The sequence below is a fragment of the Streptomyces sp. NBC_00425 genome (assembly GCF_036030735.1).
GTDB lineage: Bacteria > Actinomycetota > Actinomycetes > Streptomycetales > Streptomycetaceae > Streptomyces.
Map to the genome: position 1 here is coordinate 2,549,957 of NZ_CP107928.1, position 26,216 is coordinate 2,576,172.

23 protein-coding genes are annotated in these 26,216 nt (G+C 72.8%); 11 read left to right on the forward strand and 12 right to left on the reverse strand.

Going from position 1 to position 26,216, the window contains the following annotated elements; genetic code table 11:
- Positions 1 to 129: 129 nt before the first annotated feature.
- Both OHS82_RS10660 and OHS82_RS10665 read left to right on the forward strand, forming a co-directional pair.
- Positions 130 to 768, forward strand: a complete 639-nt coding sequence (locus OHS82_RS10660; protein ID WP_328433760.1) for a hypothetical protein — start codon at positions 130 to 132, stop codon at positions 766 to 768.
- A 73-nt stretch (positions 769 to 841) separates the two neighbouring features.
- Positions 842 to 1,264: an acyl-CoA thioesterase gene (locus OHS82_RS10665; protein ID WP_057576066.1), complete on the forward strand. Its 423-nt coding sequence runs from the start codon at positions 842 to 844 to the stop codon at positions 1,262 to 1,264.
- Between the two features lie 85 nt (positions 1,265 to 1,349).
- On the opposite strand, the gene OHS82_RS10670 is transcribed toward OHS82_RS10665, so the two are convergent.
- On the reverse strand, positions 1,350 to 2,201 hold the full coding sequence (locus OHS82_RS10670; protein WP_057576063.1) for an NAD(P)H-binding protein: 852 nt from the start codon (positions 2,199 to 2,201) through the stop codon (positions 1,350 to 1,352).
- Positions 2,202 to 2,297: 96 nt separating this feature from the next.
- Between OHS82_RS10670 and OHS82_RS10675 the strand changes: the two genes are divergently transcribed.
- Entirely contained in the window at positions 2,298 to 3,089 is a 792-nt protein-coding gene (locus OHS82_RS10675; protein ID WP_242433011.1) for a helix-turn-helix domain-containing protein, read from the forward strand.
- Between the two features lie 44 nt (positions 3,090 to 3,133).
- Positions 3,134 to 3,736: a hypothetical protein gene (locus tag OHS82_RS10680; protein WP_057576059.1), complete on the forward strand. Its 603-nt coding sequence runs from the start codon at positions 3,134 to 3,136 to the stop codon at positions 3,734 to 3,736.
- A 173-nt stretch (positions 3,737 to 3,909) separates the two neighbouring features.
- On the opposite strand, the gene OHS82_RS10685 is transcribed toward OHS82_RS10680, so the two are convergent.
- From OHS82_RS10685 to OHS82_RS10710, 6 genes are all read right to left on the reverse strand, one after another.
- Positions 3,910 to 5,289, reverse strand: a complete 1,380-nt coding sequence (locus OHS82_RS10685; protein WP_057576056.1) for an 8-oxoguanine deaminase — start codon at positions 5,287 to 5,289, stop codon at positions 3,910 to 3,912.
- A 123-nt stretch (positions 5,290 to 5,412) separates the two neighbouring features.
- Positions 5,413 to 6,360 (reverse strand): factor-independent urate hydroxylase, encoded by a 948-nt coding sequence (pucL, locus tag OHS82_RS10690; RefSeq protein ID WP_057576054.1) that lies wholly within the window; start codon positions 6,358 to 6,360, stop codon positions 5,413 to 5,415.
- 5 nt (positions 6,361 to 6,365) lie between these two features.
- Complete coding sequence (gene uraH / locus OHS82_RS10695) at positions 6,366 to 6,764, reverse strand: hydroxyisourate hydrolase (RefSeq protein WP_266726168.1); 399 nt, start codon at positions 6,762 to 6,764, stop codon at positions 6,366 to 6,368.
- 8 nt (positions 6,765 to 6,772) lie between these two features.
- Positions 6,773 to 7,282, reverse strand: a complete 510-nt coding sequence (gene uraD / locus OHS82_RS10700) for a 2-oxo-4-hydroxy-4-carboxy-5-ureidoimidazoline decarboxylase (RefSeq protein WP_057576050.1) — start codon at positions 7,280 to 7,282, stop codon at positions 6,773 to 6,775.
- A gap of 289 nt (positions 7,283 to 7,571) precedes the next feature.
- Complete coding sequence (locus OHS82_RS10705) at positions 7,572 to 7,883, reverse strand: helix-turn-helix domain-containing protein (RefSeq protein WP_057576260.1); 312 nt, start codon at positions 7,881 to 7,883, stop codon at positions 7,572 to 7,574.
- A 56-nt stretch (positions 7,884 to 7,939) separates the two neighbouring features.
- A complete protein-coding gene (locus OHS82_RS10710; RefSeq protein WP_057576047.1) occupies positions 7,940 to 8,221 on the reverse strand; it encodes a hypothetical protein in 282 nt (93 codons plus the stop codon).
- A 261-nt stretch (positions 8,222 to 8,482) separates the two neighbouring features.
- Here OHS82_RS10710 and OHS82_RS10715 point away from each other — a divergent pair, with 261 nt between their 5' ends.
- The 3 genes from OHS82_RS10715 to OHS82_RS10725 all read left to right on the forward strand — a co-directional run bounded on the left by OHS82_RS10715 (position 8,483) and on the right by OHS82_RS10725 (position 11,132).
- Entirely contained in the window at positions 8,483 to 9,313 is an 831-nt protein-coding gene (locus tag OHS82_RS10715; RefSeq protein ID WP_328433761.1) for a TIM barrel protein, read from the forward strand.
- A 38-nt stretch (positions 9,314 to 9,351) separates the two neighbouring features.
- Positions 9,352 to 10,242, forward strand: coding sequence for a 2-hydroxy-3-oxopropionate reductase (locus OHS82_RS10720; RefSeq protein WP_057576043.1), 891 nt, complete (start codon positions 9,352 to 9,354; stop codon positions 10,240 to 10,242).
- Between the two features lie 650 nt (positions 10,243 to 10,892).
- Entirely contained in the window at positions 10,893 to 11,132 is a 240-nt protein-coding gene (locus OHS82_RS10725) for a hypothetical protein (RefSeq protein ID WP_057576042.1), read from the forward strand.
- 313 nt (positions 11,133 to 11,445) lie between these two features.
- Here the strand turns inward: OHS82_RS10725 and gcl are convergent, their stop codons facing one another.
- Positions 11,446 to 13,230 carry a glyoxylate carboligase gene (gene gcl / locus OHS82_RS10730; RefSeq protein WP_328433762.1) on the reverse strand — a complete coding sequence of 595 codons (1,785 nt, stop codon included), beginning with the start codon at positions 13,228 to 13,230 and terminating at the stop codon, positions 11,446 to 11,448.
- A 236-nt stretch (positions 13,231 to 13,466) separates the two neighbouring features.
- On the opposite strand from gcl, the gene OHS82_RS10735 reads away from it, so the two are divergent.
- Positions 13,467 to 14,333 (forward strand): hypothetical protein, encoded by an 867-nt coding sequence (locus OHS82_RS10735; RefSeq protein ID WP_443061775.1) that lies wholly within the window; start codon positions 13,467 to 13,469, stop codon positions 14,331 to 14,333.
- Between the two features lie 40 nt (positions 14,334 to 14,373).
- Here OHS82_RS10735 and OHS82_RS10740 read toward each other — a convergent pair whose 3' ends face one another.
- Both OHS82_RS10740 and OHS82_RS10745 read right to left on the reverse strand, forming a co-directional pair.
- The gene (locus tag OHS82_RS10740; RefSeq protein ID WP_057576256.1) at positions 14,374 to 15,939 is read right to left on the reverse strand and encodes an AMP-binding protein; all 1,566 of its coding nucleotides are present in this window, start codon (positions 15,937 to 15,939) and stop codon (positions 14,374 to 14,376) included.
- 245 nt (positions 15,940 to 16,184) lie between these two features.
- Positions 16,185 to 17,852 carry an AMP-binding protein gene (locus OHS82_RS10745; RefSeq protein ID WP_057576038.1) on the reverse strand — a complete coding sequence of 556 codons (1,668 nt, stop codon included), beginning with the start codon at positions 17,850 to 17,852 and terminating at the stop codon, positions 16,185 to 16,187.
- 124 nt (positions 17,853 to 17,976) lie between these two features.
- Here OHS82_RS10745 and OHS82_RS10750 point away from each other — a divergent pair, with 124 nt between their 5' ends.
- The 3 genes from OHS82_RS10750 (at position 17,977) to OHS82_RS10760 (ending at position 22,954) form a co-directional block, all read left to right on the forward strand.
- Positions 17,977 to 18,840 carry a helix-turn-helix transcriptional regulator gene (locus tag OHS82_RS10750; RefSeq protein WP_328433764.1) on the forward strand — a complete coding sequence of 288 codons (864 nt, stop codon included), beginning with the start codon at positions 17,977 to 17,979 and terminating at the stop codon, positions 18,838 to 18,840.
- 244 nt (positions 18,841 to 19,084) lie between these two features.
- Entirely contained in the window at positions 19,085 to 21,901 is a 2,817-nt protein-coding gene (locus OHS82_RS10755; RefSeq protein ID WP_057576035.1) for a helix-turn-helix transcriptional regulator, read from the forward strand.
- A gap of 261 nt (positions 21,902 to 22,162) precedes the next feature.
- Entirely contained in the window at positions 22,163 to 22,954 is a 792-nt protein-coding gene (locus tag OHS82_RS10760) for a S1 family peptidase (RefSeq protein WP_057576033.1), read from the forward strand.
- A 400-nt stretch (positions 22,955 to 23,354) separates the two neighbouring features.
- On the opposite strand, the gene OHS82_RS10765 is transcribed toward OHS82_RS10760, so the two are convergent.
- On the reverse strand, positions 23,355 to 24,464 hold the full coding sequence (locus tag OHS82_RS10765) for a winged helix DNA-binding domain-containing protein (protein ID WP_057576031.1): 1,110 nt from the start codon (positions 24,462 to 24,464) through the stop codon (positions 23,355 to 23,357).
- Between the two features lie 234 nt (positions 24,465 to 24,698).
- Positions 24,699 to 25,838, reverse strand: coding sequence for an enoyl-CoA hydratase/isomerase family protein (locus OHS82_RS10770; RefSeq protein ID WP_328433765.1), 1,140 nt, complete (start codon positions 25,836 to 25,838; stop codon positions 24,699 to 24,701).
- Between the last annotated feature and the right edge of the window lie 378 nt (positions 25,839 to 26,216).

A 26,216-nucleotide genomic window follows, 5' to 3' on the forward strand; every position in this document is an offset into this window, starting at 1 on the left:
CAGACCTCCGTCGTAGCCTCGGACGCACCAGGGGAGACGCAAGAAGACTCAAGAAGACCGAAGAGGACGCACGCAGACGCGAGGGGACCCACGGGGGACCCGTGGCCCGTCGCCAGGAGGGAGCAGGCAGTGACACGACCGCCGACCGCGGCCCAGCGGCGGGTGATCGACGCCGCCGAGCCCGTCACCGGGCGACTGCGGGGCACCCAGGCGCAGTTGGCGGCCCTGGTGCGGCACGGGCTGGCGTTCCGGCACCCGCGGCCGCCGCACGACTGCTTCCTCACCCCGGCCGGCCACCGTGTCCGGGAGGCCGTGCCCGAACCGCCGGCGGCCCTCCCGCCGAAGACGGACAGCGGCGCGGAGGTGTTCGCCGCGCGCGTCGGCGGCGAGGAGACGGCCGGCGGCACGGCGGGACCGGCGCGGGTCCGCGAGGTGCACAGCGCCTGGCAGGGACTGCTGGAGCTGCGCCGGATGACCAACCCGGACGGCGGCACGGATCGCCCCTGCGGCTGGGAGCGCGCGCATCTGGTGCGCGCGGCCGCGCTGGCCCTGGAGGCGGCCGGGCACCGCCCCGCCGGTCCCGGGGGAAAGGACGGCTACCGGGTGCGGGCCACCCCGCAGCCGGAGGCGGTCGCCGTGCACGGGCCCGACGACGCGACGCTGCGAGCCTGCGCGGCGACACTGGAGGAGGCGGGCTGGCAGGCCGGCGAGCACACCGATCCCCGCACGAGAACGCGCTATCTGCTGGCTTCCCCCCGCCGGATGTGAGGGACATGCCAAGATCGGTGCTCAGTGCATCGTGAACAGGGCATCGCATGCTCGTCGACGAGAAGGGGAAGCAGTGAGCGAGCCGTTTTCCGTCCGGGTCACCGTCCGCGGATACGAGACCGACGTGCAGGGACACCTCAACCAGAGCGTGTACATCAACTACGCGGAACACGCTCGCTGGTCGTTGCTGCAGGCGGCGGGCGTCAGCCAGGCCGGCCTGATCGGCAGGGGCGTGGGCCCGGTCGCCCTGGAGACCACCATCCGCTACCGGCGCGAACTGCTCGCCGGGGACGAGGTCGACGTGTCCTGCGTCTTCGAGTGGGGCGGCGGCAAGACGTTCCGCATCGAGCAGACCATCACCAGGGCGGACGGCACGGTCGCCGCGGAACTGAGCGCGGTCGGCGGCCTGCTGGACCTCAAGGAGCGCCGGATGGTCGCGAACCCGCAGGACTACTTCAAGGAACTGGCCACCGAACCGGCCCTGTTCGGGCTCTAGCATTTCCCGCCGTGTGCGGGCTCCGGGATCTCCCGCTCCCCGCGGCGCCCGCCGGCCGCCGGAGCACCGGCCGCCGCCCGCCCCGTCACCGCGCCCCGAACGCCTCCAGGTGATCCCCCGCCCACGCACGGTACGTTCGCGCCGGCCGGCCCAACAGCAGGGGCACGTCCTCGGTGACGACCGCGTTGCCTCCCCGGCGGACGTACGCGGCACTCACCGCGACGCCGTCGGCGACGGCCTCGTCCCCCCACCAGTCAAGGACGTACGCGCGCACCTCGTCCTGGGCGAGGTCACGCGTCGTCACCGGCCGTCCCAGAAGTTCGGCGAGCACGGCGGCCTGGCCGGGCACGCTGATCGTCTCCGGCCCGGTCAGCGTGTACGTCCGGCCCGCCCGGCGCTCGTCGAGGAGGGCGACGGCGGCCGCCTCGGCGACGTCGCGCGGATCGACGACCCCCTGGGCTCCGTCACCGCTCATGTTCGGCGCCGGTTCGCCCGCCCGGACGGCCTCCGCCCAGCTCAGCGTGTTCGAGGCGAAGGACGAGGGCCGCAGGACGACCCACTCGGCGCCGCTCTCCCGGACCGCTCGCTCTCCCTCCACGTGCCACTCCCCGGTGGGCCCCACCCCGGGGTCGCCGGTGCCGATCGCGGACAGTTTGACCAGCCGGCCCACGCCGGCCGCGCGGGCCGCCGCCACCAGCGGCCCGTCGTGCTGCGCGGACGGCCCCGGCAGCCCCACCAGGAAGGCGGCCGTCGCCCCGGACATCGCGGCCTCCAGGGAAGCGGGGTCGAGGTAGTCCCCACGCGCCACCTCGACGCCCGCGGGCATCCTGGCCCCGGCGGGGTCTCGGGTCAGGGCGCGCACCTTCTCGCCGCGCGCCGCGAGGTGCCGTACGAGTGCGCCGCCGATGGTGCCCGTAGCACCGGTCACAAGAATCATGGGCACCACGGTGGCGCCCGCGGCCCTCCCGGCTCTAGGAGATTCCGGCACGCTTCGGCCGCCCGCATGCGGCCGCCGCGCGCTTACGGTGGAGGCGTGACGAACGCCCTCGCCGAGCCGCCCCTGCCCGTCCCCACCGCGCTGCGCTCCTGGATCGCCGGCATCGGTGACGTCGCCGTCGACCGCGCGCCCGAGGACGCCTACACGCACCTGCCGGACACGGCGACCAAGGTCGTCGTCCGTGTCGCGCAGAACGGCCGGCACGACACGCTGGTCGTCGGACCGCGCACGCGGGCGACGTACCACGCGGATCCTGACGAGCGCCTGGTGTCGTGCACGCAACTGCGGCTGGCGCCGGGGGCGGTGGGGCCGCTGCTCGGGGTGCCTGCCGGGGACCTCGTGGGCCGGGCGGTGCCCGCCGCCGACCTGCCGGGCCCGGCCGCCCGCCGCCTGGCCCGCGAACTGGCCGCCGGGGAACCGCAGGAGATCACCGCTCGCCTCGCCGACCTGCTGCCGCCGCCCGTGGACGGCTCGCGCGAACGTCTGCTGCGGGCCGCCGTCGACGCGCTGTCCACCCGCCCGGACCACGCCCCCGCCGCCGTACACGACGTCGCGCGCGAACTCGCCGTCAGCGAACGCCAGTTGCGCAACCTGTTCGCCGTCGGCGTCGGGGTCTCCCCCAAGCACTACGCCCGCATCGACCGCGTCCGTCACCTCCTCACGCACGCGGCCTCCACGCCGTGGGCGCAACTCGCCGCCGACGCCGGCTTCTACGACCAGTCGCACATGACCGCCGACTTCCGCACCCTGATGGGCGTCCCGCCCACGGCGTTCTTCTCCGGCCGGCTGCCCCGGGCCACTCCCTGCAGGGCGCCGCGACCGCGCTGAATCCGGATGCCGGGGGCCCTGTCGGCCTGCGATGATCCGGCTCCATGACCGCACGACGAGTGAAAGCCAGTCTCTACATCTCGGTGGACGTCGAAGCGGACGGGCCGATCCCGGGACCGTACTCGCTGCTGAGCCTGGGCGCCGCGGTCGCGGGCCGGCAGGACGCCGACGGGTTCACCGCGGCCGACCCCGCCCGTCGGACGTTCTACCGTGAACTGCGCCCGATCAGCGACCGGTTCGTCCCCGAGGCGCTGGCCGTGAGCGGACTCGACCGTGGCCGGCTGCTCCGGGAGGGGCGCGATCCCGCCCGGGCGCTCGCCGAGTTCAGCGGCTGGGTGCGGGAGGTCGGCGCGGGGGCGCAGCCGGTGATGTGCGGCTACCCGGCCTCGTACGACTGGACGTTCCTGTACTGGTACCTGATCCGCTTCACCGGGGAGAGTCCGTTCGGGCATTCCGGCTGCCTCGACATGAAGACGCTGTACGCCGTCAAGGCGGGGGTGCCGCTGCGGGCGGTGGCCAAGCGGACGATGCCGGCCGAGCTGCTGCCCCGGCGCCCCCACACGCACCACGCGCTGGACGACGCGGTCGAGCAGGCCGAGCTCCTCGCGAACCTCATGGCCTGGCAGGGGCCCCGGTCGACCGGGTGATCCCCCCGGCCTGCCCGGGAGACGGGGCGGGCGGCCGCCCACGGGGGCGAGGGCGGCCACGACCGTTCCGGGGCGCACGCGTCCCGCGCGCGCCCCGGTCGCGGCCGCCGTGCACCACGCGGGTCCACGGCATCCGGCCGAGGGCCGTCCCCCTCGGCCGGAGTCTCGGCGGGTCAGGCCTGCGCGGCGATCCCTGCCAGCCGCCGGGCCTCTTCCCGGGTCGAGCGGGCGACGGCGTCCTCGTCCACGGTCGACAGCCGTCCGTTCTCGACGATCTGACGGCCGTTCACGAAGGAGGCGGTGACCGGGGCCGCCGCGCCGAAGACCAGCGCGGTCACCGGGTCGGCGATGGAGGCGTGCGCGAGGGTGTCCAGCTTCCACAGGACGAGGTCGGCGAGCTTGCCCGGCTCCAGCGAGCCGATCTGCGTCGCGCGGCCCAGCACCTGGGCTCCGCCGAAGGTGCCGAGGCGCAGCGCCTGACGGGCGTTCAGCGCGGCCTGGCGGTGCGCTCCGAGGCGGTTGATGAGCAGGGCGTTGCGCAGTTCGGTGTGCAGTTCGCCGGACTCGTTGGACGCGGTGCCGTCGACGCCGAGGCCCACCGGGACGCCGGCCGCCAGCATGTCGGGGACGCGGGCGATGCCGGCCGCAAGGCGGGCGTTGGACGACGGGCAGTGGGCGACGCCGGTCCTCGTGCGGGCGAAGGCGTCGATGTCGGAGTCGTTCATGTGAACGCAGTGCGCCATCCACACGTCCTCGCCGAGCCAGCCTGTGGACTCGAAGTAGTCGGTCGGGCCCATCCCGAACAGCTCGTGGCAGAACTTCTCCTCCTCGACCGTCTCCGAGCCGTGGGTGTGCAGGCGCACACCGAGCCGGCGGGCCAACTGAGCCCCCTGACGCATCAGTTCGGTGGAGACGGAGAAGGGCGAACACGGGGCGACGGCGATCTGGGTCATCGCGTCGAACGAGGCGTCGTGGTGCTCGGCGACGGTCTCCTCGGTGGCGGTCAGGGCGCCGTCCAGCGTCTCCACCGCGAAGTCCGGGGGCAGGCCGCCGTCCTTCTCGCTGCGGTCCATGGAGCCGCGGGCGAGGGTGAACCGGACGCCCATGTCCCGCGCGGCGCCGATGATCGCGCCGGAGAGGTCGCCGGAGCCCCGTGGGAAGACGTAGTGGTGGTCCATGGCGGTGGTGACGCCGCCGCGGGCCATCATCGCCAGGGAGCCCTGGGCGGCCGCGCGGACCATCCGCTCGTCGATGCGCGCCCACGTGGGGTAGAGCGCGACGAGCCAGTCGAAGAGGTTGTGGTCGGTGGCCAGTCCCCGGGTGATCCACTGGTAGAAGTGGTGGTGGGTGTTGACCAGGCCGGGCGTGACCAGGTGCCCTGACGCGTCGATGCGGCGTACGACGTTCTCCAGGCCCTCGGGGGCCCGGCCCGCGCCGACCGACTCGATGCGGTTGCCGGCCAGGACGACATGGCCGTCCGCGTGCTCGGTGTCCTGGGCGTCTACGGTCGCGATCGCGGCGTTCTCGATGACGATGCGCTGGACTGCTGCCATGGTTCGTCCTTTTCGCTCAACGGACTGTGGGGAGGGGGCACGGCAGGACCCGGGAGCTTTGAGTGCCGCGGCCGGGCGAGGGCGGGTTCCCCCGGCCGCGGGTGCCGAAAAGGTGGGGGACGGTCAGAGGTTGGTGAGGTCCACCGGGATCCTCGCCGCACAGCCGTCCCGCAGGACCGTGGCTTCGATCAGGCCGTAGGGCCGGTCGGCCGCGTAGTACACCTCGTTGTCGTTCTTCAGCCCGAACGGCTGCAGATCGACGAGGAAGTGGTGCTTGTTCGGAAGCGAGAAGCGGACCTCGTCGATCTCGTCGCGCCGGTCGATGATCCTCGACCCCATCTCGTACAGAGTCTGCTGGAGCGACAGCGAGTACGTCTCGGCGAAGGCCTGCAGCATGTGCTTCCTCACCTGCTCGTAGGACGTCTCCCAGTCCGGCGCCGGCTGCTCGTCGTCCGACCAGCGAAAACGCCAGCGGGCGGAGACCTGGGTGGCCAGGATGCGGTCGTGGGCCTCGGGCAGCGTCGTGTACTTGTCCTTGACGTAACCCCAGAACTCGGAGTCCGTCGAGTTCATCACGACCAGGTCCTTGAGGCCGGAGACGACCTCCCACGACGAGCCGTCGTAGGTGATCTGGGTGAGCCGGGTCTCCTGGCCCTTGCGGACGAAGGAGTGCCTGGGGTCGTCCGCGCCGGGGAGTCCGGAGGCCGTGCCGGAGGCGTCGATCCGCTCCCAAGCGTACTCCTCGACGCGGATCCGGGCCTTCCCTATGGGTTCCTGCGAGGTCACGAAGTGCCGGGCGAGATGGATGCCGAACTGCTCGGCGGACTCGATGCCGTGCTCCTTGGCGAACGCGTACACCGTGTTCTTGGTGGTGTCCGTCGGCAGGACGTTGGCGTTCGAGCCGGAGTAGTGGACCTCGTCCATGTCGCCGCTCAGCGCCACGGAGACGCCGAGGTCCTTGATGTGATGGGTGGCGCCGTCCCGCGTGATCTTCACGACCCGGTTCTCGGCCTTGCCGTACTGGTTCTGTCCCAGAAGCACGGGGCGGCCCGGGCGGGGGTGGTCTGCCATGTCTGCTAGCTCCCTCGGTATACGGAGTAGCCGAACGGGTTGAGCAGCAGCGGCACGTGGTAGTGCTCGCCCGGCACGACGGCGAACGTGATCGCCACCTCCGGGAAGAACACCGCCGGGGCGCCGCTGTCCCGATGCGCGGGGGCGTCCTGCTGCGGATCGGCTCGCTTGTTCTCGAAGTACGGCTCCACGGCGAAGTCGAGCCGTACGTGGGCGGTTCCTTCCGGCAGCGCCGGCAGGTCCTTGCACCGTCCGTCCGCGTCGGTCGCGGAGCCGCCGAGCGCCTGCCAGTCGGCGTCCCGGCCCGGGCGGGCGAGGAGCCGGACGGCGACGCCCTCGGCAGGGCGGCCTGCGGAGGTGTCCAGGATGTGGGTGGACACCGAGGCGGTGGTGCTGGTGCTCATGGCGGGTCTCAGTCCTCTTCGACGAGTCGGGCGAGGCGGATGCGGTTGATCCTGCCCAGTTCGGTGCGGACGATCTCGCGCTCCCGCTCCGGCGCGTTGCCGAGGCGCTCCCTGACCGCGTCGCGCATCTGCTCGCCCGTTCGACCGGTGGCGCAGATCAGGAAGACATGGCCGAACCTCTCCTGGTACGCCAGGTTGAGTTCGAGCATCTCCGCCCTGAGCTCCTCGGGAGCCGAGGCCATGCCGCGCTGTTCGCGGGCCGACGTGGCATCACCCGGCAGGGGCCGGCCGATCGGCGGGTGCCCGGCCATCGCCTCCGCCAGGTCGGCGTCGGTCAGATCGGCCGTGGCGGCGTCGCTCACCGCGTAGAGGTGGTCGGCGGCGGTGTAGGGGCGGGCCGCGAGCAGTCGGTTCGCCCACGCCGTCGAGGCGCACGCCTCGTGGAGCGCGGCGAGGGCCGCCGACTCCTCGAGGGCGTTGAACCGGGCCAGGCCCGGGGACGGGGAAGTCGACGTCACGGAAGCCTCCTTGGCCGCGGGCGGCGGCCTTCGTGCTGAGCGGGCTGCCGCCAGCTAACGCCCCCCGGCGACGCCACGTCAACACTTTGTTGAAAATTCCGGGTAACGAACCCTCCGCGTCCACCTTCGGCCCGCGCGACCGCCTTCGCCCCCTGACAGACCCTCACCCGCCCGCCCCGCCCCGCGCCGCGCCGTGCCATGCCATGCCGGGGGAGCGGGGCGGCTGCGGCAGTGGACAGCGAGCAGCGGGCAGCGGGCAGCAGAGCCGAGGCGTCCGCCCGCGGGCCGGTCAGGCGCCCTTGTCCCGGTTGAGGTAGTTGTAGACGGTGAAGCGGCTCACCCCGAGCGCGCTCGCCACCGTCTCCACGCCGTGCCGCACGGAGAAGGCGCCGCGCGCCTCGAGTATCCGCACCACCTCCTGCTTGGCCTTGCGGTCCAGGTCGGCGAGCGGCTTGCCCTTCCTGCGCTCCATGGCGGCCAGGATGTGGTCGAGGGAGTCGGCGAGCTGCGGCAGACGCACGGCGACGACCTCGACGCCCTGCCAGGTCAGGACGACGTCCTCGACCTCGGCCTCGTCGGGCGGGAGCATCTCGCCGCCCATCGCGTCGACCAGCGGCTTCACGGCCGCGATGAAGGCGTCGTCGCCGTCGGCGGCGCTCACCGGCCCGCCCCGATGACGTCGCCGGTCGCCCCCGGAGCGTCCCCGACGACGTTGACCTGCAGCGAGATCCGGGTGGCGCCCGCACCGAGGGACGTGCGCAGCAGGTCGCCCACGGCGGCGAGCACGGCCTCGGCGGCGCCCTCCGCGGTGTTGCCGAAGGGGCCGACGTCCACCGCGTCCAGGGCGGCCGCCTCGATCACCGCGCGGGCGGCCAGCGCGTGCGCCGGCGGCTCGTCGAGATCGAAGGGCTCGGTGGTGAACTCCACTTTCAGTCGCATCGCGCCCCACACCTCTCCGAACGGGACCGGGCCGACGGCGCCCGGACCCCGACCCTAACGGACCCGGCCGACACTCACCCGGGAGTCCGGCAGTCGCCCGCCGGTCCGACCGCCGACGGGAACGCCGCCACCCGACGGAAGGGCGGGCTCCGCGCCCTCACCCCCTTGACAAGCCTCGCCGCCCGACGGCAATCTTCCATTAAGCAGAAACTAACTTCCGCATTACGGAATTACTCCACACGGAAGGGAGCGCGGAACCCCATGGGCTTCGAAGAACAGCGCTTCAACGTCAACCTGTCGATCCTGTTCACGGAACTCCCGCTCCTGGAGCGCCCCGCGGCCGCCGCCGCGGCCGGCTTCACCGCGGTCGAGCTGTGGTGGCCCTGGATCGACTCCCCCGCCCCCGGCCGGTCCGAGCTCGACGCACTCGGGAAGGCGATCGAGGACGCGGGCGTCCGGCTCGCGGGCCTCAACTTCTACGCCGGCCGGCTCCCGGGCCCGGACCGCGGCGCACTGTCGATCCCCGGCACGGAATCGGACCGGTTCCGCGCCAACGTCGACGTGGCCGCCGACTTCGCCGGCTCGCTCGGCTGCACGGCGCTCAACGCGCTGTACGGCAACCGGGTCGACGGCGTGGACCCGGCCGAGCAGGACGCGCTCGCGCTGGAGAACCTGGTGCTCGCGGCCCGGGCGGCCCACCGGATCGGCGCGATCCTGCTGATCGAGGCGCTGAACAGGCCCGAGTCACCGCGCTATCCGCTGGTGAGCGCATCAGCCGCGGTCGGCGTCGTCGACCGGGTCAACGAGGCGAGCGGACTGGCCAACGCGAAATTCCTGATGGACCTCTACCACCTGTCCATGAACGGCGAGGACCTGCCGTCGGTGATCGAGCGGTACGCCTCGGCGACCGGGCATGTGCAGATCGCCGACGTTCCGGGCCGCGGCGCGCCGGGCACCGGTGCGCTCCCGCTGGAGGAGCTCCTCGGCCGGCTGCGCAAGGCCGGCTACGACGGCTGGACCGGCCTCGAGTACAAGCCGGGCGACAGGCCGAGTTCCGAGGCCTTCGAGTGGCTCCCGCGCGCAGCGCGCTGAACGTCCCGCCGTCGCACCGCAGTCAGAGAGGCACCCGCATGACCACCCTCCCCAAGATCGCCTGGATCGGCCTCGGCATCATGGGCTCCCCCATGTCCGAGAACCTGCTCAAGGCGGGTTACGACGTCACGGGCTTCACGTTGGAACAGGACAAACTGGACCGCCTGGCGGGCGCCGGCGGCACCGCGGCCGGGTCCCTCGCCGAGGCCGTGCGGGACGCCGACGTGATCATCACGATGGTGCCCGCCTCGCCTCAGGTCGAGGCCATCGCCTACGGCCCGGACGGCATCCTCGAGAACGCGCGGTCCGGCGCGCTCCTGATCGACATGTCCTCGATCACCCCGCAGACCTCCGTCGACCTGGCGAAGGCCGCCGCCGGCAAGGGCATCCGCGTGCTCGACGCCCCGGTGTCCGGCGGCGAGGCCGGCGCGGTCGAGGCGGTGCTGTCCATCATGGTCGGCGGCGAGCAGGCAGACTTCGACGAGGCCGGGCCGGTCTTCGAGGCCCTCGGCAGGACCGTCGTGCTGTGCGGCCCGCACGGCTCGGGCCAGACCGTGAAGGCCGCCAACCAGCTGATCGTCGCCGTCAACATCCAGGCGTGCGCGGAGGCCGTGGTCTTCCTGGAGAAGTCGGGCGTGGACCTCGCTGCGGCCCTCGACGTCCTGGGCGGCGGCCTGGCCGGCTCGACCGTCCTGACGCGCAAGAAGGACAACTTCCTCGGCCGCGACTTCAGGCCGGGCTTCCGGATCGACCTGCACCACAAGGACATGGGCATCGTCACCGACGCCGCCCGCAACGTGGGCGCCGCCCTGCCCGTGGGCGCCGTGGTCGCCCAGCTGGTCGCGAGCCTGCGGGCGCAGGGCGACGGCGGACTGGACCACTCCGCCCTGCTGCGGGCGGTGGAGCGCCTGTCCGGCGCGCCGGTCTGATCCTTCCGGCCCCCTCTGCTTCCGGGCGACGCCGCCGCCGACATCTGTCCTGTCGCGCCCAGGCGGCGGCGCCGCCCGGAAACCACCGAACCACTGTCGACACCGGCTCACCGGCGGCGGACGTCATCGCCGGCGAGCACTCGAGCGGCCCGCACCGGCCGACCGGCCCGGATGAGGGGTGACCGGCCGGCATCGTGCGGGCAGAGCCGGGACCGCGGCGGCGTGCGAGCCAGTGCGGTGGTGAAGGACCGGCCCGCCCTTCCCGACCTGAGGGAAGGCCGACCGGTTCCGTCACACCCGCCGCGGTCCCGAATCGTCACCGAGCCCCGTCCGGCGGCGCGAACGTCCTGTCGCGCCCGGCATCGCGCCGCCGGACGGCCAAGCACAGCCCAGCGCTCCCCGCCGGCCCCACGCCGGACGGGGAGCGCCGCACGTCGTGTGCCGTGGCCGCCCCTGGCCGCACTGCGCCGCCTCTTGCCCGTGCCCGCGTCGACCCGTGCCGTGCCGTGTCGTGCCGTGCTGCGCCGTGTCGTGCTGTGCCGTCTCGTGCTGTGCCGTCTCGTCCTGTGCCGTGTCGTCCTGTGCCGTGTCGTGTCGAGCCGTGCCGCCGCCGACATGCGGATCGGGCTCCGACGCAGGACGCTGAAGGCATGGGCGATCCGACGCGACATCCGCACATCGTGGTTCATCCGCCGGCGCTGGACGGGTCGCGCCGGGTCACCTCGGACGACGCCGTGCTCGGGGTCGCCTCGCACTTCGACGACGTCGTCGAGCTCCTGCGCCTGGCCGACCTCGATCGGACCGCGGTCGAGCGCGACGACCTCGTCGCATGGCAGGGCGGCGGCCCCGACTACTGGCCGGGGCTGTCGCAGGAGCAGCACGAGGAGTAGTCCCGGGCGATGGTCCGAGGGGCCGTCGCAGGGGCGGTTGCGGCCAGTCGTCGAGGGGCGGCCCGGGCCCCCAACCTCAAATCAACCTCTGAACGTTGTTCAGCAGGCTTCAACCTCCCCTCGGACAGGGCACATTGTGGGCATGCGGGGTCCGCCGGCACGGGGGCGGCGGACCCCGCGCGTCCGAGGGGGACGGACACGGAAGGGGCGGCCCGTCCTGAGGACGGGCCGCCCCTTCTCCGCGCCGTGCGACCGGTCGGATTCTCCGCACCGTGCGACCGGCCGGACCTTGCGACGTTCAGACCATCAGACCTCAGACCTTCAGCGTCCTGATCGCGGTGGGCGCGTGCCCGGGCTCGGTGGCGAGTTCCTCGAACTCCACGACCTCGCCGATGTCGTTGGTGACGCTCATCGCGATGTCGGTGACGCGCTCCAGGATCGCCTCGACGACGACCGGCACCCGGAACTCGGCCGCGAGCTTCTTCGCCTGCTCGAAGGCGGCCCCCAGCTCGGCCGGGTCCGTCACCCGGATCGCCTTGCAGCCCAGCCCCTCGGCGACCTTCACATGGTCGACGCCGTAGACGCCCAGTTCCGGCGCGTTGACGTTCTCGAACTCCAGCTTGACCTGGAAGTCGATGTCGAACGCCCGCTGCGCCTGCCGGATCAGCCCCAGGTAGGCGTTGTTGACCAGCACATGGACGTACGGGATCCGGTGCTGGGCGCCCACCGCCAGCTCCTCGATCATGAACTGGAAGTCGTAGTCCCCGGACAGCGCGACGACCTGCGCCTGCGGATCGGCCTTGGCGACGCCGAGTGCCGCCGGGATCGTCCAGCCGAGGGGCCCCGCCTGGCCGCAGTTGATCCAGTGCCGTGGCCGGTGGACGTGCAGCATCTGGGCGCCCGCGATCTGTGACAGACCGATGGTGCTGACGTACCGCGTCTCGGGCCCGAAGGCCTTGTTCATCTCCTCGTAGACGCGCTGCGGCTTGATCGGGATGTCGTCGAAGTGCGTACGGCGCTGGAGGGTCGCCCGCTTGTGCTGCGCGGCGGCCGCCCACGCGGAACGGTCGGGCAGCGTGCCCGCCGCCCTCGACTCCCGCGCCGCCTCGACGAAGAGCGCGAGCGCCGCTTTCGCGTCCGACGCGATCCCGTAGTCCGGGGCGAAGATCCTGCCGATCTGGGTGGGCTCCACGTCGACGTGCACGAAGGTGCGGCCGGCCGTGTAGACGTCGATGCGGCCGGTGTGGCGGTTGGCCCAGCGGTTGCCGACGCCGAGGACGAAGTCGGACTCCAGGAACGTCGCGTTGCCGAAACGGTGCGAGGTCTGCAGGCCGACCATGCCGGCGTTCAGCTCGTGGTCGTCGGGGATCGCACCCCAGCCCATCAGGGTCGGGACGACCGGAACGCCCGTCAACTCGGCGAATTCCAGCAGGAGTTCGGTGGCGTCGGCCGTGATGACACCACCGCCCGCAATGATCAGCGGCCGCTCGGAGGCGTTCAGCATCCGCAGGGCCTTCTCGATCTGCGGGCGGGTCGCGGCCGGCTTGTACACGGGCAGCGGCGCGTACGTGTCCGGGTCGAACTCGATCTCCGTCCGCTGGACGTCGACGGGCAGGTCGATCAGGACCGGCCCCGGCCGGCCGGAGCGCATGAGGTGGAACGCCTGCTGGAAGACGCCCGGAACCTGGGCGGCCTCCAGGACGGTGACCGCCATCTTGGTCACCGGGGCGGCGATGGCCGCGATGTCGACGGCCTGGAAGTCCTCCTTGTGGATCACGGCGGTCGGCGCCTGGCCCGTGATGCACAGGATCGGGATCGAGTCGCCGATGGCGGAGTACAGCCCGGTGATCATGTCGGTGCCGGCCGGGCCCGACGTGCCGACGCAGACCCCGATGTTGCCCGGGTGGGCGCGGGTGTAGCCCTCGGCCATGTGCGAAGCGCCCTCGACGTGGCGGGCCAGCGTGTGCTCGACGCCCCCGGCGGCCCTGAGCGCCGCGTAGAAGGGATTGATCGCCGCGCCGGGGACACCGAACGCGCTGGTGACGCCCTCGAGCTTGAGGATCTCGACTGCCGCACGGGCAGCGGTCATACGAGCCATGGAGTACTCCTGCTTCGACTGCTTCAGATGGTTCAGCTGTCGGATTCGCTCTCCCGTCGCGCCCCGCGGTGAGCCCTTCCCTGTGTTTCTGCTTGCTTCTGCTTGTTTCCGCCGCTTCCCGCAGCTCTTCGACCTTTATTCCATAATGCGGAAAAACTTTTCTACTATCTGGAAGCAATGTAGGCGGGGGCGCGAAGGTCGTCAAGAGACGGACAGGCGGGCGACGAAGGAGGACGATGGGGGTCATGTCCGAGAGCGTGCCGGTGCGCTGCCCGGCCTGTCGGCGGGAGCACCGCTTCACCGCGCCGTCCTATCCGTGCGCGTGCGGCGCCCCCGTCACTCCGGTGCTCGACCGGCGGACGGCCCCGAGCGCCGTCGCGCACCGGTCGTGGGACGACGAGTGGATCGCCCTGCGATGTCCCGCGTGCGGGCGCCAAGGCCAGTGGCCGCACCCCGAACTGGGGTGCGCCTGCGGAACGGCGCTGCGCCTCCCCGTGACCGACCCGTCCGCGGACGCGCACGCCGAGCCGCCCGCAGCCCCCTGCGCGGGCCACGCCGGCGCTGGCCCCGCCGTGGAACCGAGCCCGGAGCCGGCGTCCTCGCCGCCGCCCTCGTCGTCGCCCTCGTCATCGACGCCCGCACCGCCCGGCCCCGAACCGACATCGACATCGACATCGACATCGACATCGCATTCTGCGACCTCGCGGACGCCGGCCACGCAGCGGAGCGCCTTCCGTCCCGTCGCCATCCGCACCGCGCGCGACGCGGTCACCTCGGCGGCGCTCTATCTGCACTGGCTCGGGCACCAGGACGTCCGGCGGGCCGACCAGCGCCCCACCTCCGGCATCGGCCTCGCCTCCCGAGGGCTCCTGGCCCAGGTGGACCCGAGCGCGCGGCCCGCCTCGCTGCGGGACGTGGAGTGCCTGTGGCTGACGGCCATGACGGAGTCCGCGGAGTGCGTCTACTTCTCCCTCGCCGGATACGCGGACGACGCCCGCGCCCGGGCCGACCAGCTGCGCGTTCCGCTGTTCGTGCTGGACCTCACCGGCACCCCGCAGCCGGTCAACGCGACGGCCGGCGCCCTCGACGCCCGAGGCGGCTGACGCGGCGCGGCCGAAGTGGCCGACGTGCGCGGCCGACGGCCTAGAGGGCGTACTTCTCGCGCAGCTCGATCTTGCGCACCTTCCCCGACACGGTCATGGGAAAGGCGTCCAGGATCTGCAGCCTGCTCGGGATCTTGTAGTGCGCCAACCGGCCCTCGCAGTACGCGCGCAGCTCCTCCAGCGTCAGGGGGGACGCCGGGTCCGCCGGGATCACGCAGGCGAGGACCTCCTCGCCGTACCTCTCGTGCGGGACGCCGACGACCTGGACGTCCCTGATCCCGGGGTGGCCGTACAGGAACTCCTCGATCTCGCGCGGGTAGATGTTCTCCCCACCTCGAATGATCATGTCCTTGATGCGGCCGACGATCTCCACGTAACCGTCTTCCCGCATCACCGCCAGGTCCCCGGTGTGCATCCAGCGTCCCGCGTCGATCACCTCGGCGGTCTTCTCGGGCTCGTTCCAGTAACCGAGCATCACGCTGTATCCGCGGGTGCAGAGTTCACCGGGGACGCCGCGCGGACGGGTCACTCCGTCCACGGGGTCGACGACCTTCACCTCGATGTGCGGCAGGGCACGGCCGACGGTGCCGGTGCGGTGTTCCAGATCGTCGTCCCGGTGGGTCTGGGTGGAGACGGGCGAGGTCTCGGTCATGCCGTAACAGATCGACACCTGCGCCATGTTCATCTCGGCGACCACCCTCTTCATCACCTCCGCCGGGCACGGCGAGCCGGCCATGATGCCGGTGCGCAGCGTCGACAGGTCGTACGCCGCGAAGTCGGGCAGGTTCAGCTCCGCGATGAACATGGTCGGCACGCCGTACAGGGAGGTGCACCGCTCCTGCTGGACCGCCTCCAGGGTGGCCTTCGGGTCGAAGGCCGCCGCCGGGACGACGATGCACGCGCCGTGCGAGGTGGCCGCGAGGTTGCCCATCACCATGCCGAAGCAGTGGTAGAAGGGCACCGGAACGCAGATCCGGTCCTGCTCGCTGTAGGCGATGGCCTCCCCCACGGAGTAACCGTTGTTGAGAATGTTGTGGTGGGAGAGGGTGGCGCCCTTGGGGAAGCCCGTCGTGCCCGAGGTGTACTGGATGTTGACGGGGTCGTCGCAGGACAGCTCGCCCTCCCGGACGGCCAGTTCGCCGCGCCGCTCCGGGGTGCCGCGCCCGAGGAACGCCGCCCAGCTCGGGTCACCGATGTACACGGTCTCCCGCAGTTGCGGGCATCGGCCGCGCACCTGCTCGACCATCGCCCGGTAGTCGCTCGTGCGGTGGGTGAGGGAGGCGAACAGCAGGGAGATCCCGGCCTGCTGCAGGACGTACTCGACCTCGTGCGTGCGATAGGCCGGGTTGACGTTCACCATGATCGCGCCGACCCGGGCGGTGGCGTACTGGACCAGCACCCACTCCGCGCAGTTGACCGCCCAGATGCCCACCCGGTCGCCCTTGGCGACCCCGCTCGCGAGCAGCGCGTACGCCAGCCGGTCGACGTCCGCGCCGAACCGGGCGTAGGTCCAGCGCCGGCCGGACGGCACGTCGACCAGTGCCTCGCGGTCCGGCCAGGCCGCCACGGCCCGGTCCAGGTTCTGGCCGATGGTGTCCCCGAGCAGCGCGGTCGTGCTCGTCCCGTGAGCGTACGAGGAGACGGTCCCGGAGCCGCTCTCCGGCGTGGCCGGCGAGGCGGGCGCGAAAGCCGTTTCGACACCGGCTTCCGGCGTGGCCGGCGAAACGGGTGCGGAAGCGGTTTCGACACCGGCTTCCGGCGTGGCCGGCGAAACAGACACGGAAGCCGTTTCGAAGCCGCTCTCCGGCGTGGGCAGCGGGCCGCTCGCCCTGTTCACCCCGTCCACCTCGCTCACCGGAAGTCCTCCTCGCGGTACTCGTCCGCCGAGCCGGCCGCCGTCGCCTCGCGCAGCTCGATGCGGCGGATCTTGCCGCTGACGGTCTTGGGCAGCGGCGCGAACTCCAGACGGCGGATCCGCTTGTAGGCGGCGAGCACCTCGCGGGAGTGCTCGAAGAGCACCTTCGCGGTGTCGGGGCCGGGCTCCCAGCCTTCGGCGAGGACGACGTACGCCTTGGGGACCGCGAGACGCAGCTCGTCCGGGGCGGGGACCACGGCGGCCTCCGCCACCGCCGCGTGCTCCAGCAGCGCGCTCTCCAGCTCGAAGGGGCTGATCTTGTAGTCGGACGCCTTGAAGACGTCGTCGGAGCGTCCCACGTAGGTGAGGTAACCGTTCTCGTCGCGGCTTCCGACGTCCCCGGTGCGGTAGTAGCCGCCGGCCATCGCCTCGGCGGTGCGGTCGGCGTCTCCGTGGTAGCCGGTCATCAGGCCCACCGGCCGTTCGGACAGGTCGAGGGCGATCTCGCCCTCCGTCGCGCCCGGCGCGCCCGACACCGGGTCGAGCAGCTCCACCCGGTATCCGGGGGCGGGCCTGCCCATCGAGCCGGTCTTCAGTTCCTGGCCGGGGCTGTTGGCGATCTGCACGGCGGTCTCGGTCTGGCCGAAGCCGTCCCGCACGGTGACTCCCCAGGCGCGGCGGACCTGCTCGACGACCTCGGGGTTGAGGGGCTCGCCCGCGGCCACCGCCTCGCGGGGCGGGGTGCGCAGCTGGGTGAGGTCGGCCTGGATGAGCATCCGCCAGACGGTGGGCGGAGCGCAGAACGTGGTCACGCCCGCGCGGTCCATCTCCGCCATCAGCCGGGCCGGGGCGAAACGCGTGTAATTGTGGATGAAAACGGTTGCTTCCGCGTTCCACGGTGCGAAGAGATTGGACCACGCGTGCTTGGCCCAGCCGGGCGAGGAGATGTTGAGGTGGACGTCACCGGGCCGCAGCCCGATCCAGTACATCGTCGACAGGTGGCCGACCGGGTACGAGGTGTGGGTGTGCTCCACGAGCTTGGGCCGGGCGGTCGTGCCGGAGGTGAAGTAGAGCATCAGCGGGTCGTCGGCGAGGGTCGGGCCGTCCGGCGTGAAACCGGCCGGGGCGTCGTACGCCTCCTCGTACCGCTGCCAGCCCTCGGGCGCGCCGCCGACCGCGATACGGGTGTAGGCGCCGGGGACCTCGTCGAACTTGACGGCGTCCGCGGACCGGGTGACGACGTGCCTGACCCGGCCGCGTTCCACACGGTCGGCCAGGTCGGCGGGGCCGAGCAGCGGCGTCGCCGGGATGACGACGGCGCGCAGTTTCATGGCGGCCAGCGCCGTCTCCCAGAGTTCGGCCTGGTTGCCGAGCATGACGAGGATGCGGTCCTCGGCGACCACACCGCGGTCGCGCAGCCAGTTCGCGATCCGGTCGGAGCGCTCCGACAGCTCGGCGAAGGTGCGGCGCGTTTCGGAACCGTCTTCCTCCACGATGTGCAGGGCGGTGCGCTCGTTGCCGACGGCGATGGCGTCGAACCAGTCGAGGGCCCAGTTGAACCGTTCGGGGCGGGGCCACTCGAAACGCTCGTAAGCGGTTGTGTAGTCCTCGCGGTGTTCCAGCAGGAAGTCGCGGGCTCTGCGGAAGAGCTCCGTCGCCGTCATCTGTGTCCTCCTCGGTGCCGGACCATTGCCGGGCGGCTCTCCGACATCGTGTAATCCGTGATGCAGGTCTCACTACCCCCGAACGGGGGTGTGCGGCACCACGCCGCGCGGAAAGGGCGAGAACGTGGCAGCAGACGCAGCCGGAACGGTGGAGATTCACGGTGCGCTGGTGCGGCTGCGCCGGGAGACCGGGCTGCCGGTCGCCTTCGGCGGTCTGGTGGAACCCGGACGGCAGCGGATGCGGATCAGCGAGTTCAGCGGCGCGGCCGGTCTCGCGCTGCGCGGGCTGGCCGTCACGGCGGGCAACGGGCTCGGCGGCAGGGCGGTCGCGCTGGCCCGGCCGTGCGCGGTGACCGACTACTCGCTCTCCCGGCAGATCAGTCACGAGTACGACGCGGCCGTCGCCGAGGAGGGGCTGCGTTCGGTGCTGGCGATCCCGGTGGTGGTCCGGCGTCGGGTGCGCGGGGTGCTGTACGGGGCACTGCGCACGGCGCAGCCGCTCGGCGACCGCACGCTGACCGCGGCGGCGCAGGCGGCACGGGACGTGGAGCAGGCGCTGGTCGTCGCGGACGAGGTGCGGGGGCTGCTGACGGCGGCCGGGCGGGGCGTCGTCCCGGGCGAGGGGGCCGCCGCGGGCCCGGGCGGGGCGGCCGGCTGGGAGCAGGTGCGCGAGGCGCACGCGGCGCTGCGGGCCCTGGCCCCGCGGATCACCGACCCCACGCTGCGCGCCGACCTCCTCGACGCCTGCGGGCTGCTGGCCCCGGGGGCGCCGCAGGAGCCGGCGGGGCAGCCGGTCGTCCTGGCCCCGCGTGAGCTGGACGTGCTGGCGTGCGTGGCGGCGGGGGCGACGAACGGGGCGACCGCCGAGCGGCTCGGGCTGCGGGTGGAGACGGTCAAGGGCTACCTGAGATCGGCGATGCGCAGACTGGGCGCGCACACCCGGGGAGAGGCGGTGGTCGCGGCCCGCAGGGCGGGTCTGCTGCCGTAGCGCGAGCGGCCGCCGCGCTCCTCGGCCGGGGCGCGGGAGACGTCCGGGCGCGGCGGTCGGAGCACGGCGGAGGCAGCGATCACATCCGGCCAAGGAGGCCCCTCACGACACGGAACCATTCACTCACCGTTGCGATGAATTTCCCTATGCGTCACGTTGTTATATCCCTCACCACGATCCGCCTCCGAATTTCAAAGAGTCGTTGCCTAGAATTTGGCCCGGACACGACACTCGGAGGGGAGCGGTGACCGTGCGACGGGACTTCAAGGAGCCTGCCAGATGCCGCCCCGACCTGGTCATCGGCAGGGAGGAGCTGGTCACGGCCGCCCGTGACCAGCTGACGCGCGGCGGCAGTGTGCTGCTGCACGGCCCGGCCGGAATAGGAAAGTCGACCGTGCTGCGGGCATTGGCCGCGGATTACGGCGAGGCGGCGCGCACCGTGCTGCGCTGCTCGGCGACCGAGTCCGAATCCCACCTCCCCTTCCTGGCCCTGGCGGACCTCTTCGGCCTCGTCCTGGACGAGATCTCGGACAAGTTGCCCGCCGCGCAGCGCACCGCCCTGGAGTCGGCGCTCACCGGCCGCGGCGAGTCGACGCTGCAGCGCGACGGACTCGCCCTGCGGCTGGCCGTCCTGTCCGCGCTGCGCGTCCTCGCCGCCGCGGGCCCCGTGCTGCTCGTCGCCGACGACCTGCAGTGGCTGGACTCGGCCAGCGCCGAGCTCCTCGGCTTCGCCGCCCGCCGGCTCGGCGACACCCCCGTCCAGCTGCTGTGCGCGGTGCGCACGGAGGGACAGGAGTACGACCGGCATCTACGCGCGTCCCCGCCCGACACCCTCGCCGTCCGCCTCAACCCGCTCTCCCGCAACCAGGTCTCCGCGCTGCTCGACCACCGCGGCTACACCGACCTGCCCCGCTCCACGGTCCGGGAGATCCACCGCACCAGCGGCGGCAACCCCCTGTTCGCGCTGGAACTCGGCCGCGCCCTCGGCGAGAACCCGACGCCGCCCCGCCCGGGCGAGCCGCTGCCGGTGCCGACCTCGCTGCGCGCTCTGGTCCTCAGCCGCCTGGACATGCTCTCGGACGAGGCCCGGCGCACCCTGCTGGTGGCCAGCGCCGGCGCCCGCCCCACGCTGGCCCTGCTGCACGCGGCCGGCCGGGAGAACGCCGAGGCGGAGACCGCGCAGGCGGCGGCCCTCGGACTGCTGGCGACCGAGCCCGAGGGCCCGGCCGTCCGGTTCGCGCATCCGCTGATCTCCGCCGCGCTGTACGCGGAGGCGCCCGCTCAGGAACGCCGGGCCGCGCACGCCGCGCTGTCCACCGCCGCCTCCGACCCGATCGAGCGGGCCCGCAACCTCGCCATGGCCACCACCGGAACCGACCCGGAGGTCGCCGCCCGGCTGGCCGAGGCCGCGGCCCTGGCCCGCGACCGGGGCGCGCCGTCGGTGGCCGCCTCGCTCGGACTGCTCGCCGCCCGGCACACCCCGCCGGACGGCACGCCCGGCCCGGACGAACACCGGCTGTGCGCCGCCGAGGACGCCATCACCGCCGGCGAGGTGGACCTGGCGCGGGACATCGCGCGCGAGGTGCTGACCCGGGCGACCGTGCCCGCCGACCGGATCCGTGCCTGGGAGGTCGTCATCGAGGCGGCCGGGCAGGCCCTCGGCGACGTCGACGCCGTCTTCCCGCAGGCCCTCGCCGACGCCGGCGACGACCCCCGGCTGCTCGCCCTGGTCCACTACCACCTCGCCTGGCGCAAGCTGATCGTCGAGGGCGACTTCTCCGAGGCCCGGCAGGAGGCCGCGCACGCGGCGGAGCTGGCGGCGCGCGGCGGCGACCGGCGCACCGAGCTGATGGCGCTGTCGTTCCAGTCGTCCACCGAGACCCTGATGGGCCATCCGAACGCCCCGGCGACGATCAAGCAGGCCATGAGGGAGCCTCAGGACCCCTACGTGGCCTGCCACCACAACGGCGTCGGCGCGGCGAGGTTCCGCTGGCTGATGATGAGCGACCAGCTGCCCGAGGCCCGGTCGACCATCACGGCGCTGCTGCGCGAGGTCCGGCGGCGCGGCATGGTCGAGAGCGAGGTGCACTTCCAGCGTTTCCTCGCCGAGACCGAGCTGCGTTCCGGGCACTGCGGACGGGCCCTCGACCTGGCCCGCGAAAGCCTCAGGCTGGCCCGTGACTCGGGCATCGGCCTCGGCGCCTCCGCGATGCTGGCCTCCCTCGCCGAGGCCTCGGGCGGCGACGTCGGACAGGCGCTGGCGCTGGCGCGGGAGGCTGCGGGGCGTGCCGACGAGGACGGCGACCAGATGTACCTCTCGCGCGCCCTGGCCGCGCTGGGCCACGCCCAGTTCGTGGCCGGCGACGCGGCGGGCGCGGTCGGCTCGCTGCGCCGGGTGCGCGAGCTGGAGCAGGGCCTGGGCATCACCGACCCGGCGCGCGGCCGCTGGCAGGGCGACCTGGCCGAGGCGCTGGTCCGGGTCGGGGAGCCGGGCGAGGCGCAGGACGTCATCGCCGTGACGCGTGAACACGCGCTGCGGCTGAACCGGGAGAGCGTGCTGGCCGTGCTGGACCGGGCGGAGGCCCTCGTGCGGGCGGCGCTCGGCGACCACGAGGGGGCGCTGTCCCGGCTGACGTCCGTTCAGGACCGGCTCGCCAAGCTCGGCTACGGGCTGGAGGAGGCGCGGGCGGCGTTCGCGCTGGCCCGGCTGCGCACCGGGCGGCCCGGGCCGACGTCGTACGACGAGGCGGCACGGCTGTTCCGGCGGTGCCGGGCGCTGCCCTGGCTGCGCCAGGTCGACGAAGCCGCCGCCCGGGGCGCGGGCGAGCCGTCCTCCGTCACCGCGCAGACCCCGCCCTCCGACGCGCTGGCCGGACTGGCCGCGATGGAGCGTCAGGTCGCGGCCCTCGTCATGGAGGGGGCGACCAACCGGGAGATCGCCGCGCGGCTGTTCATCAGCGTGAAGACGGTCGAGGCGACCCTGACCCGGGTCTACCGCAAGCTGGGGATCCGCTCGCGGGTGGACATCGTCCGGTTGGCGGCGGGGCGTCACGCGAAGTGAGGATCGCGCGGGTTAACTGCCCCTCGGGGGCGACCCGCGCGCAGGACGTCCCCCGGAGCGAGGGTGCTGCGGCGGCGCTGCCGGACCGAGGGTTTTCCCTGCCCCAACTCCCTTAGGGGGTTCCCTCATTGGGGACTACGGGCACCGGGTCCTAGCGTAAGGGACGTGCCGCTCGCCCGGGCACACGGGGGTCGGTCCCGCGACCCCCGTGCACACCCCACACCCGCGCGACCCCCCACCGGCAACCCCTCGAGGAGTTCCATGTTCGGGCTCAACCGCGTGAAGAGAACCGCCGCCGTCGTCGCGGCGACCGCCGCCACGGCGGCGACCGTACTGCTCGGCGCCCCCACCGCCGTCGCAGCCCCGCAGCCGATCGTCGGCGGCACGACGACCACGACCACGGCGTATCCGTTCATGATGCAGATCACGGACGCCTCGCAGAACCAGTTCTGCGGCGGCACCCTCGTCTCGGCCACCAAGGTGGTCACCGCCGCGCACTGCATGGTCGGCGAGACCACGAGCAGCGTGCGCGTCGTCGGCGGCCGCACCTACCTGAACGGCACCAACGGCACGGTCAGCCGGGTGAGCAAGATCTGGATCAACCCGGGCTACACGGACGCCACCAACGGCGACGACGTGGCCGTCCTGACCCTGTCGACGTCGATGCCGTACACCAAGGCGTCATACGTCTCCTCGTCCCAGACCGGGGTGTACGCGGCCGGCACCACCGCCCGCATCATCGGCTGGGGCACCACCTCGGAGAACGGCAGCTCCTCCAACCAGCTGCGGACCGCGACCGTCCCGATCGTGTCCGACTCCAGCTGCAAGAGCTCCTACGGTTCGGACTTCGTCCAGACCGACATGGTTTGCGCCGGATACACCACCGGCGGCACAGACACCTGCCAGGGCGACAGCGGCGGTCCCCTGCTCATCGGGGGCGTCCTGGCAGGCATCACTTCTTGGGGCGAGGGCTGCGCGGAAGCCGGTTACCCGGGTGTGTACACCCGGCTGACCACCTTCTCCAGCCTGGTGACCGCACAGGTCAACTCGTAGTCACCGGGTAGCCCCCGAGAAACTCCTGAGCATCCCTCAGGGAACGACCAGGGGGCGCTGCGAGCCTCCACGAGCGGCCCGCAGCGCCCCCTGTCCAACCGTCCACGCCCCCACCGGTCACCGGTGGGGGCGTTCCGCGATTGTCGCCGTTGCGGCTGTTGCGACTGTTTCGCGGCTGCGGCTTTCCTGCGGTTTCCGCGGTTGCGGCTGTTTCTGCGTCTTCTGCCCGTTTCTGCCGTTGCCGCCGTTGCCGGCCTTGCCGGCGTTACCCGCGTTACCGGCGTGACCGGCGTTACCGGCGTTACCGGCGTGACCGGCGTTACCCGCGATACCCGCGATACCCGCGATACCCGCACTACCCGCACTACCCGCACTACCCGCACTACCCGCACTACCCGCGTCAGGGTCGGAGGACCGTTCCGAAACGGATGTCGTGGGCCTCCCCGGGGTGCATCACGGCCAGCATGCGCTCGGCCTCGGCGAGCACGTCCCGTTTCTGCGCGCCGGTGAGGCGATCGAACGGCTCGACGACCAGGGCGTCCCGCTCCAGTCTCCACACTCCCGCCAGGAAGCCGTCGACCAGGAGAGTGCAGTACGCCTGGTTGCCCTGCCAGGAACGCCCCCAGTGCTCGGGCGGGACGACGCGGCCGCGCTCGGCGTGGGAGAGGAGGAGGTTGTCGAACTCGGGAAGGAACCGCGGCGGGGCCGGGGTTGCGGGGTCGGGGCGCGGAGCGTCGGGCAGGTCGAACAGTTCGACGCCGTGCTCGTCCCGGAAGGTGGACAGCTGCGGGCGCAGACGTTCGAAGGCCTCGCGCAGCCGGGTCAGGCCGGCCCACGTCTGCATGTCCTTGACGCAGGCCGGGCCGAAGGCCGCCAGATAGCGCAGGACGACGGCGTCCACGGCGGGCGCCGGCTGTGCGGGGCGGCCGAGCCAGTGCTCGGCGGTGGTGAGGGCGACCTGTCCGCTCCGGCCCCACAACCCGCGCGGAGTGACCTGGACCAGGGGCAGCCGGCAGCGGGCGGCCACGGCGAGGGACTGCGGGTCGGCGTCCGGCCACTCCTTGGTGAGCGCCTCGCGCAGTTGCCCCATGGTGCGCGGCTCGTCCTCGACCAGGTCGCGGGCGAGGACGGCGAGCCGGTCGAGGTCGACCCCGACGAGCCCCTTGCGGAAGTTCGTCAGCTCCCGGTCACGGGCGGGCTGGACGAGCGGCCGGAGGGTCAGGCAGTCGTCCGCGGTGTGGGTGTGGATGGTGGAGCGCATGGTGACGATGCGGACGACCTCTCGGTCGGCCATCAGCGCCGACAGGTGCTCCGGGGCGAAACCGTCGAGGCGGGCGGCGAGCGCGTAGTACGGCGGCTTGACGTTCTGCGCCTGCAGTCCGAGCAGATGCTCCACCGCGGCCTGGGCGGACAACTCGGCCGGGCTCAGCAGCAGTTGCCGGGCGAGGGTGGCGCGGTTGAGTGACCGGGCGTCGAGCACGGGGCCCGCCGGGGACGTCGTCTTCGTCATACGAGCAAGCTAGCCGGACTCGCGGACAGCCCCTGTCCGCAACGCGACGGGCCGAGGCGGAGCGAGGCGAGGCGGAGCGAGGCGAGGCGGAGCGAGGCAGCCTCGGCATCGCCATCGGGCTCACCCTGTCAGCGCAATCCTTGCGCCCGGCGGTCCCGTGCCCGGCATGACCGGTGCGCCGACCATGCCGGGTTCGCGAGGCCGTCGGCGTTCGTCCGTGACGGCCGGGCCCGGCTACGGCTGGGGCCGGGAGGTGGCGCCGGGTTCACGGGCGGGGTGAAGCCGAGCGGCCGCGCGGGGCTGATGGGCGGGTTGCGGGGACGACGGCCCGACGAGACCCAGTTCCCGGGTGCCCAGCGGGGTGAAGAAACGTTCCACGTCGGTGGCGGCGACCTCGGCGAGCGTGGCCGGCGACCAGCGCGGGGTGCGGTCCTTGTCGATGATCTGGGCGCGGACGCCCTCGACGAGGTCGGGGCAGGCCAGGGCGGCGCAGGAGACCCGGTACTCCTGGTCCAGCACCTCCTCCAGCGAGCCGAGCCGCCGGGCACGGTGCAGGGCGGTCAGGGTGACCTTCAGCGCGGTGGGCGACCGCGTGAGCAGGGTCTCCGCGGCCTCCGCGGCGGCCGGGTCGCCGTGGGCGAGCAGGCGCCGGACGATCTCCTCGACCGTGCCTGCGGCGTAACACGCGTCGATCCATCCGCGCGCGGCGGCCAACTCCCCTTGCGGCGGCGGCTGCTGGTGCCGGGCGAGGGCCTCGCGCACCGGCAGGTCGGCGAGTTCGGCGAGAAACGTCGGAAGCGAGGCGGACGGCACATAGTGGTCGGCGAGTCCGCACAGCACGGCGTCCCCCGCACCGATCTGCGCGCCCGTCAGGGCGAGGTGGACTCCGAGCTCACCCGGCGCGCGGCCGAGCAGGTGTGTTCCGCCGACGTCGGGCACGAATCCGATGCCGGTCTCGGGCATGGCGATCCGGGAGCGCTCGGTGACGATCCGCACGCCGCCGTGCGCCGAGACGCCGACGCCGCCGCCCATGACGATGCCGTCCATGACGGCGACGTACGGCTTGGGGTAGCGGGCGATACGGGCGTTGAGCCGGTACTCGTCCCGCCAGAAGGCAGCCGAGGCCCTCCCGTCGCCGTCGCGGGCGTCGTCGTGGACGGCGCGGATGTCGCCGCCCGCACACAGGCCGCGCTCCCCCGCTCCGGTGAGCACGACGGTCTCGACGGCCGGGTCGTGCTCCCACGCGGTCAGCGCGTCGTCGATGCGGCGCACCATCGCATGGTTCAGGGCGTTGAGGGCGCGTGGGCGGTTGAGGACGAGGCGGGCGACCCGGCCGACGGCCTGCAGCAGGACGGGGTCTTCGACGCCGGTCATCCGCGGACCCCCGCCCCGGAACTGGCTTCCTTGCCGGAACGCGTTTCCGTACGAAAACGGGTTTCCGCGCAGAAACGGGATTCCGTGCGGGAACCCGTTTCCGGCGGGACACAGGCTTCCGTGCGGGAACGGGTTTCCGTCAGGGAACGGGTTTCCGTCGGGCCGCTGGACACGGTGACACTCATGATCTCGTCGATCCCCTTCCGGGGTCCGGTGGACGCGGTTCACGAACGATCTTCTCAGGTGGGTGGGCCGACCCGGCCGCGCCCCGGTGCGAGCCCTCGCCGGGCTGGCCGTCCGGGTCCGCCGGCGTCCCGGCACGACCGCGGTCGCAGCCCGCCCTGCCCGCCTGCGCCCTGCCCGCCCCACGCCGCCGAC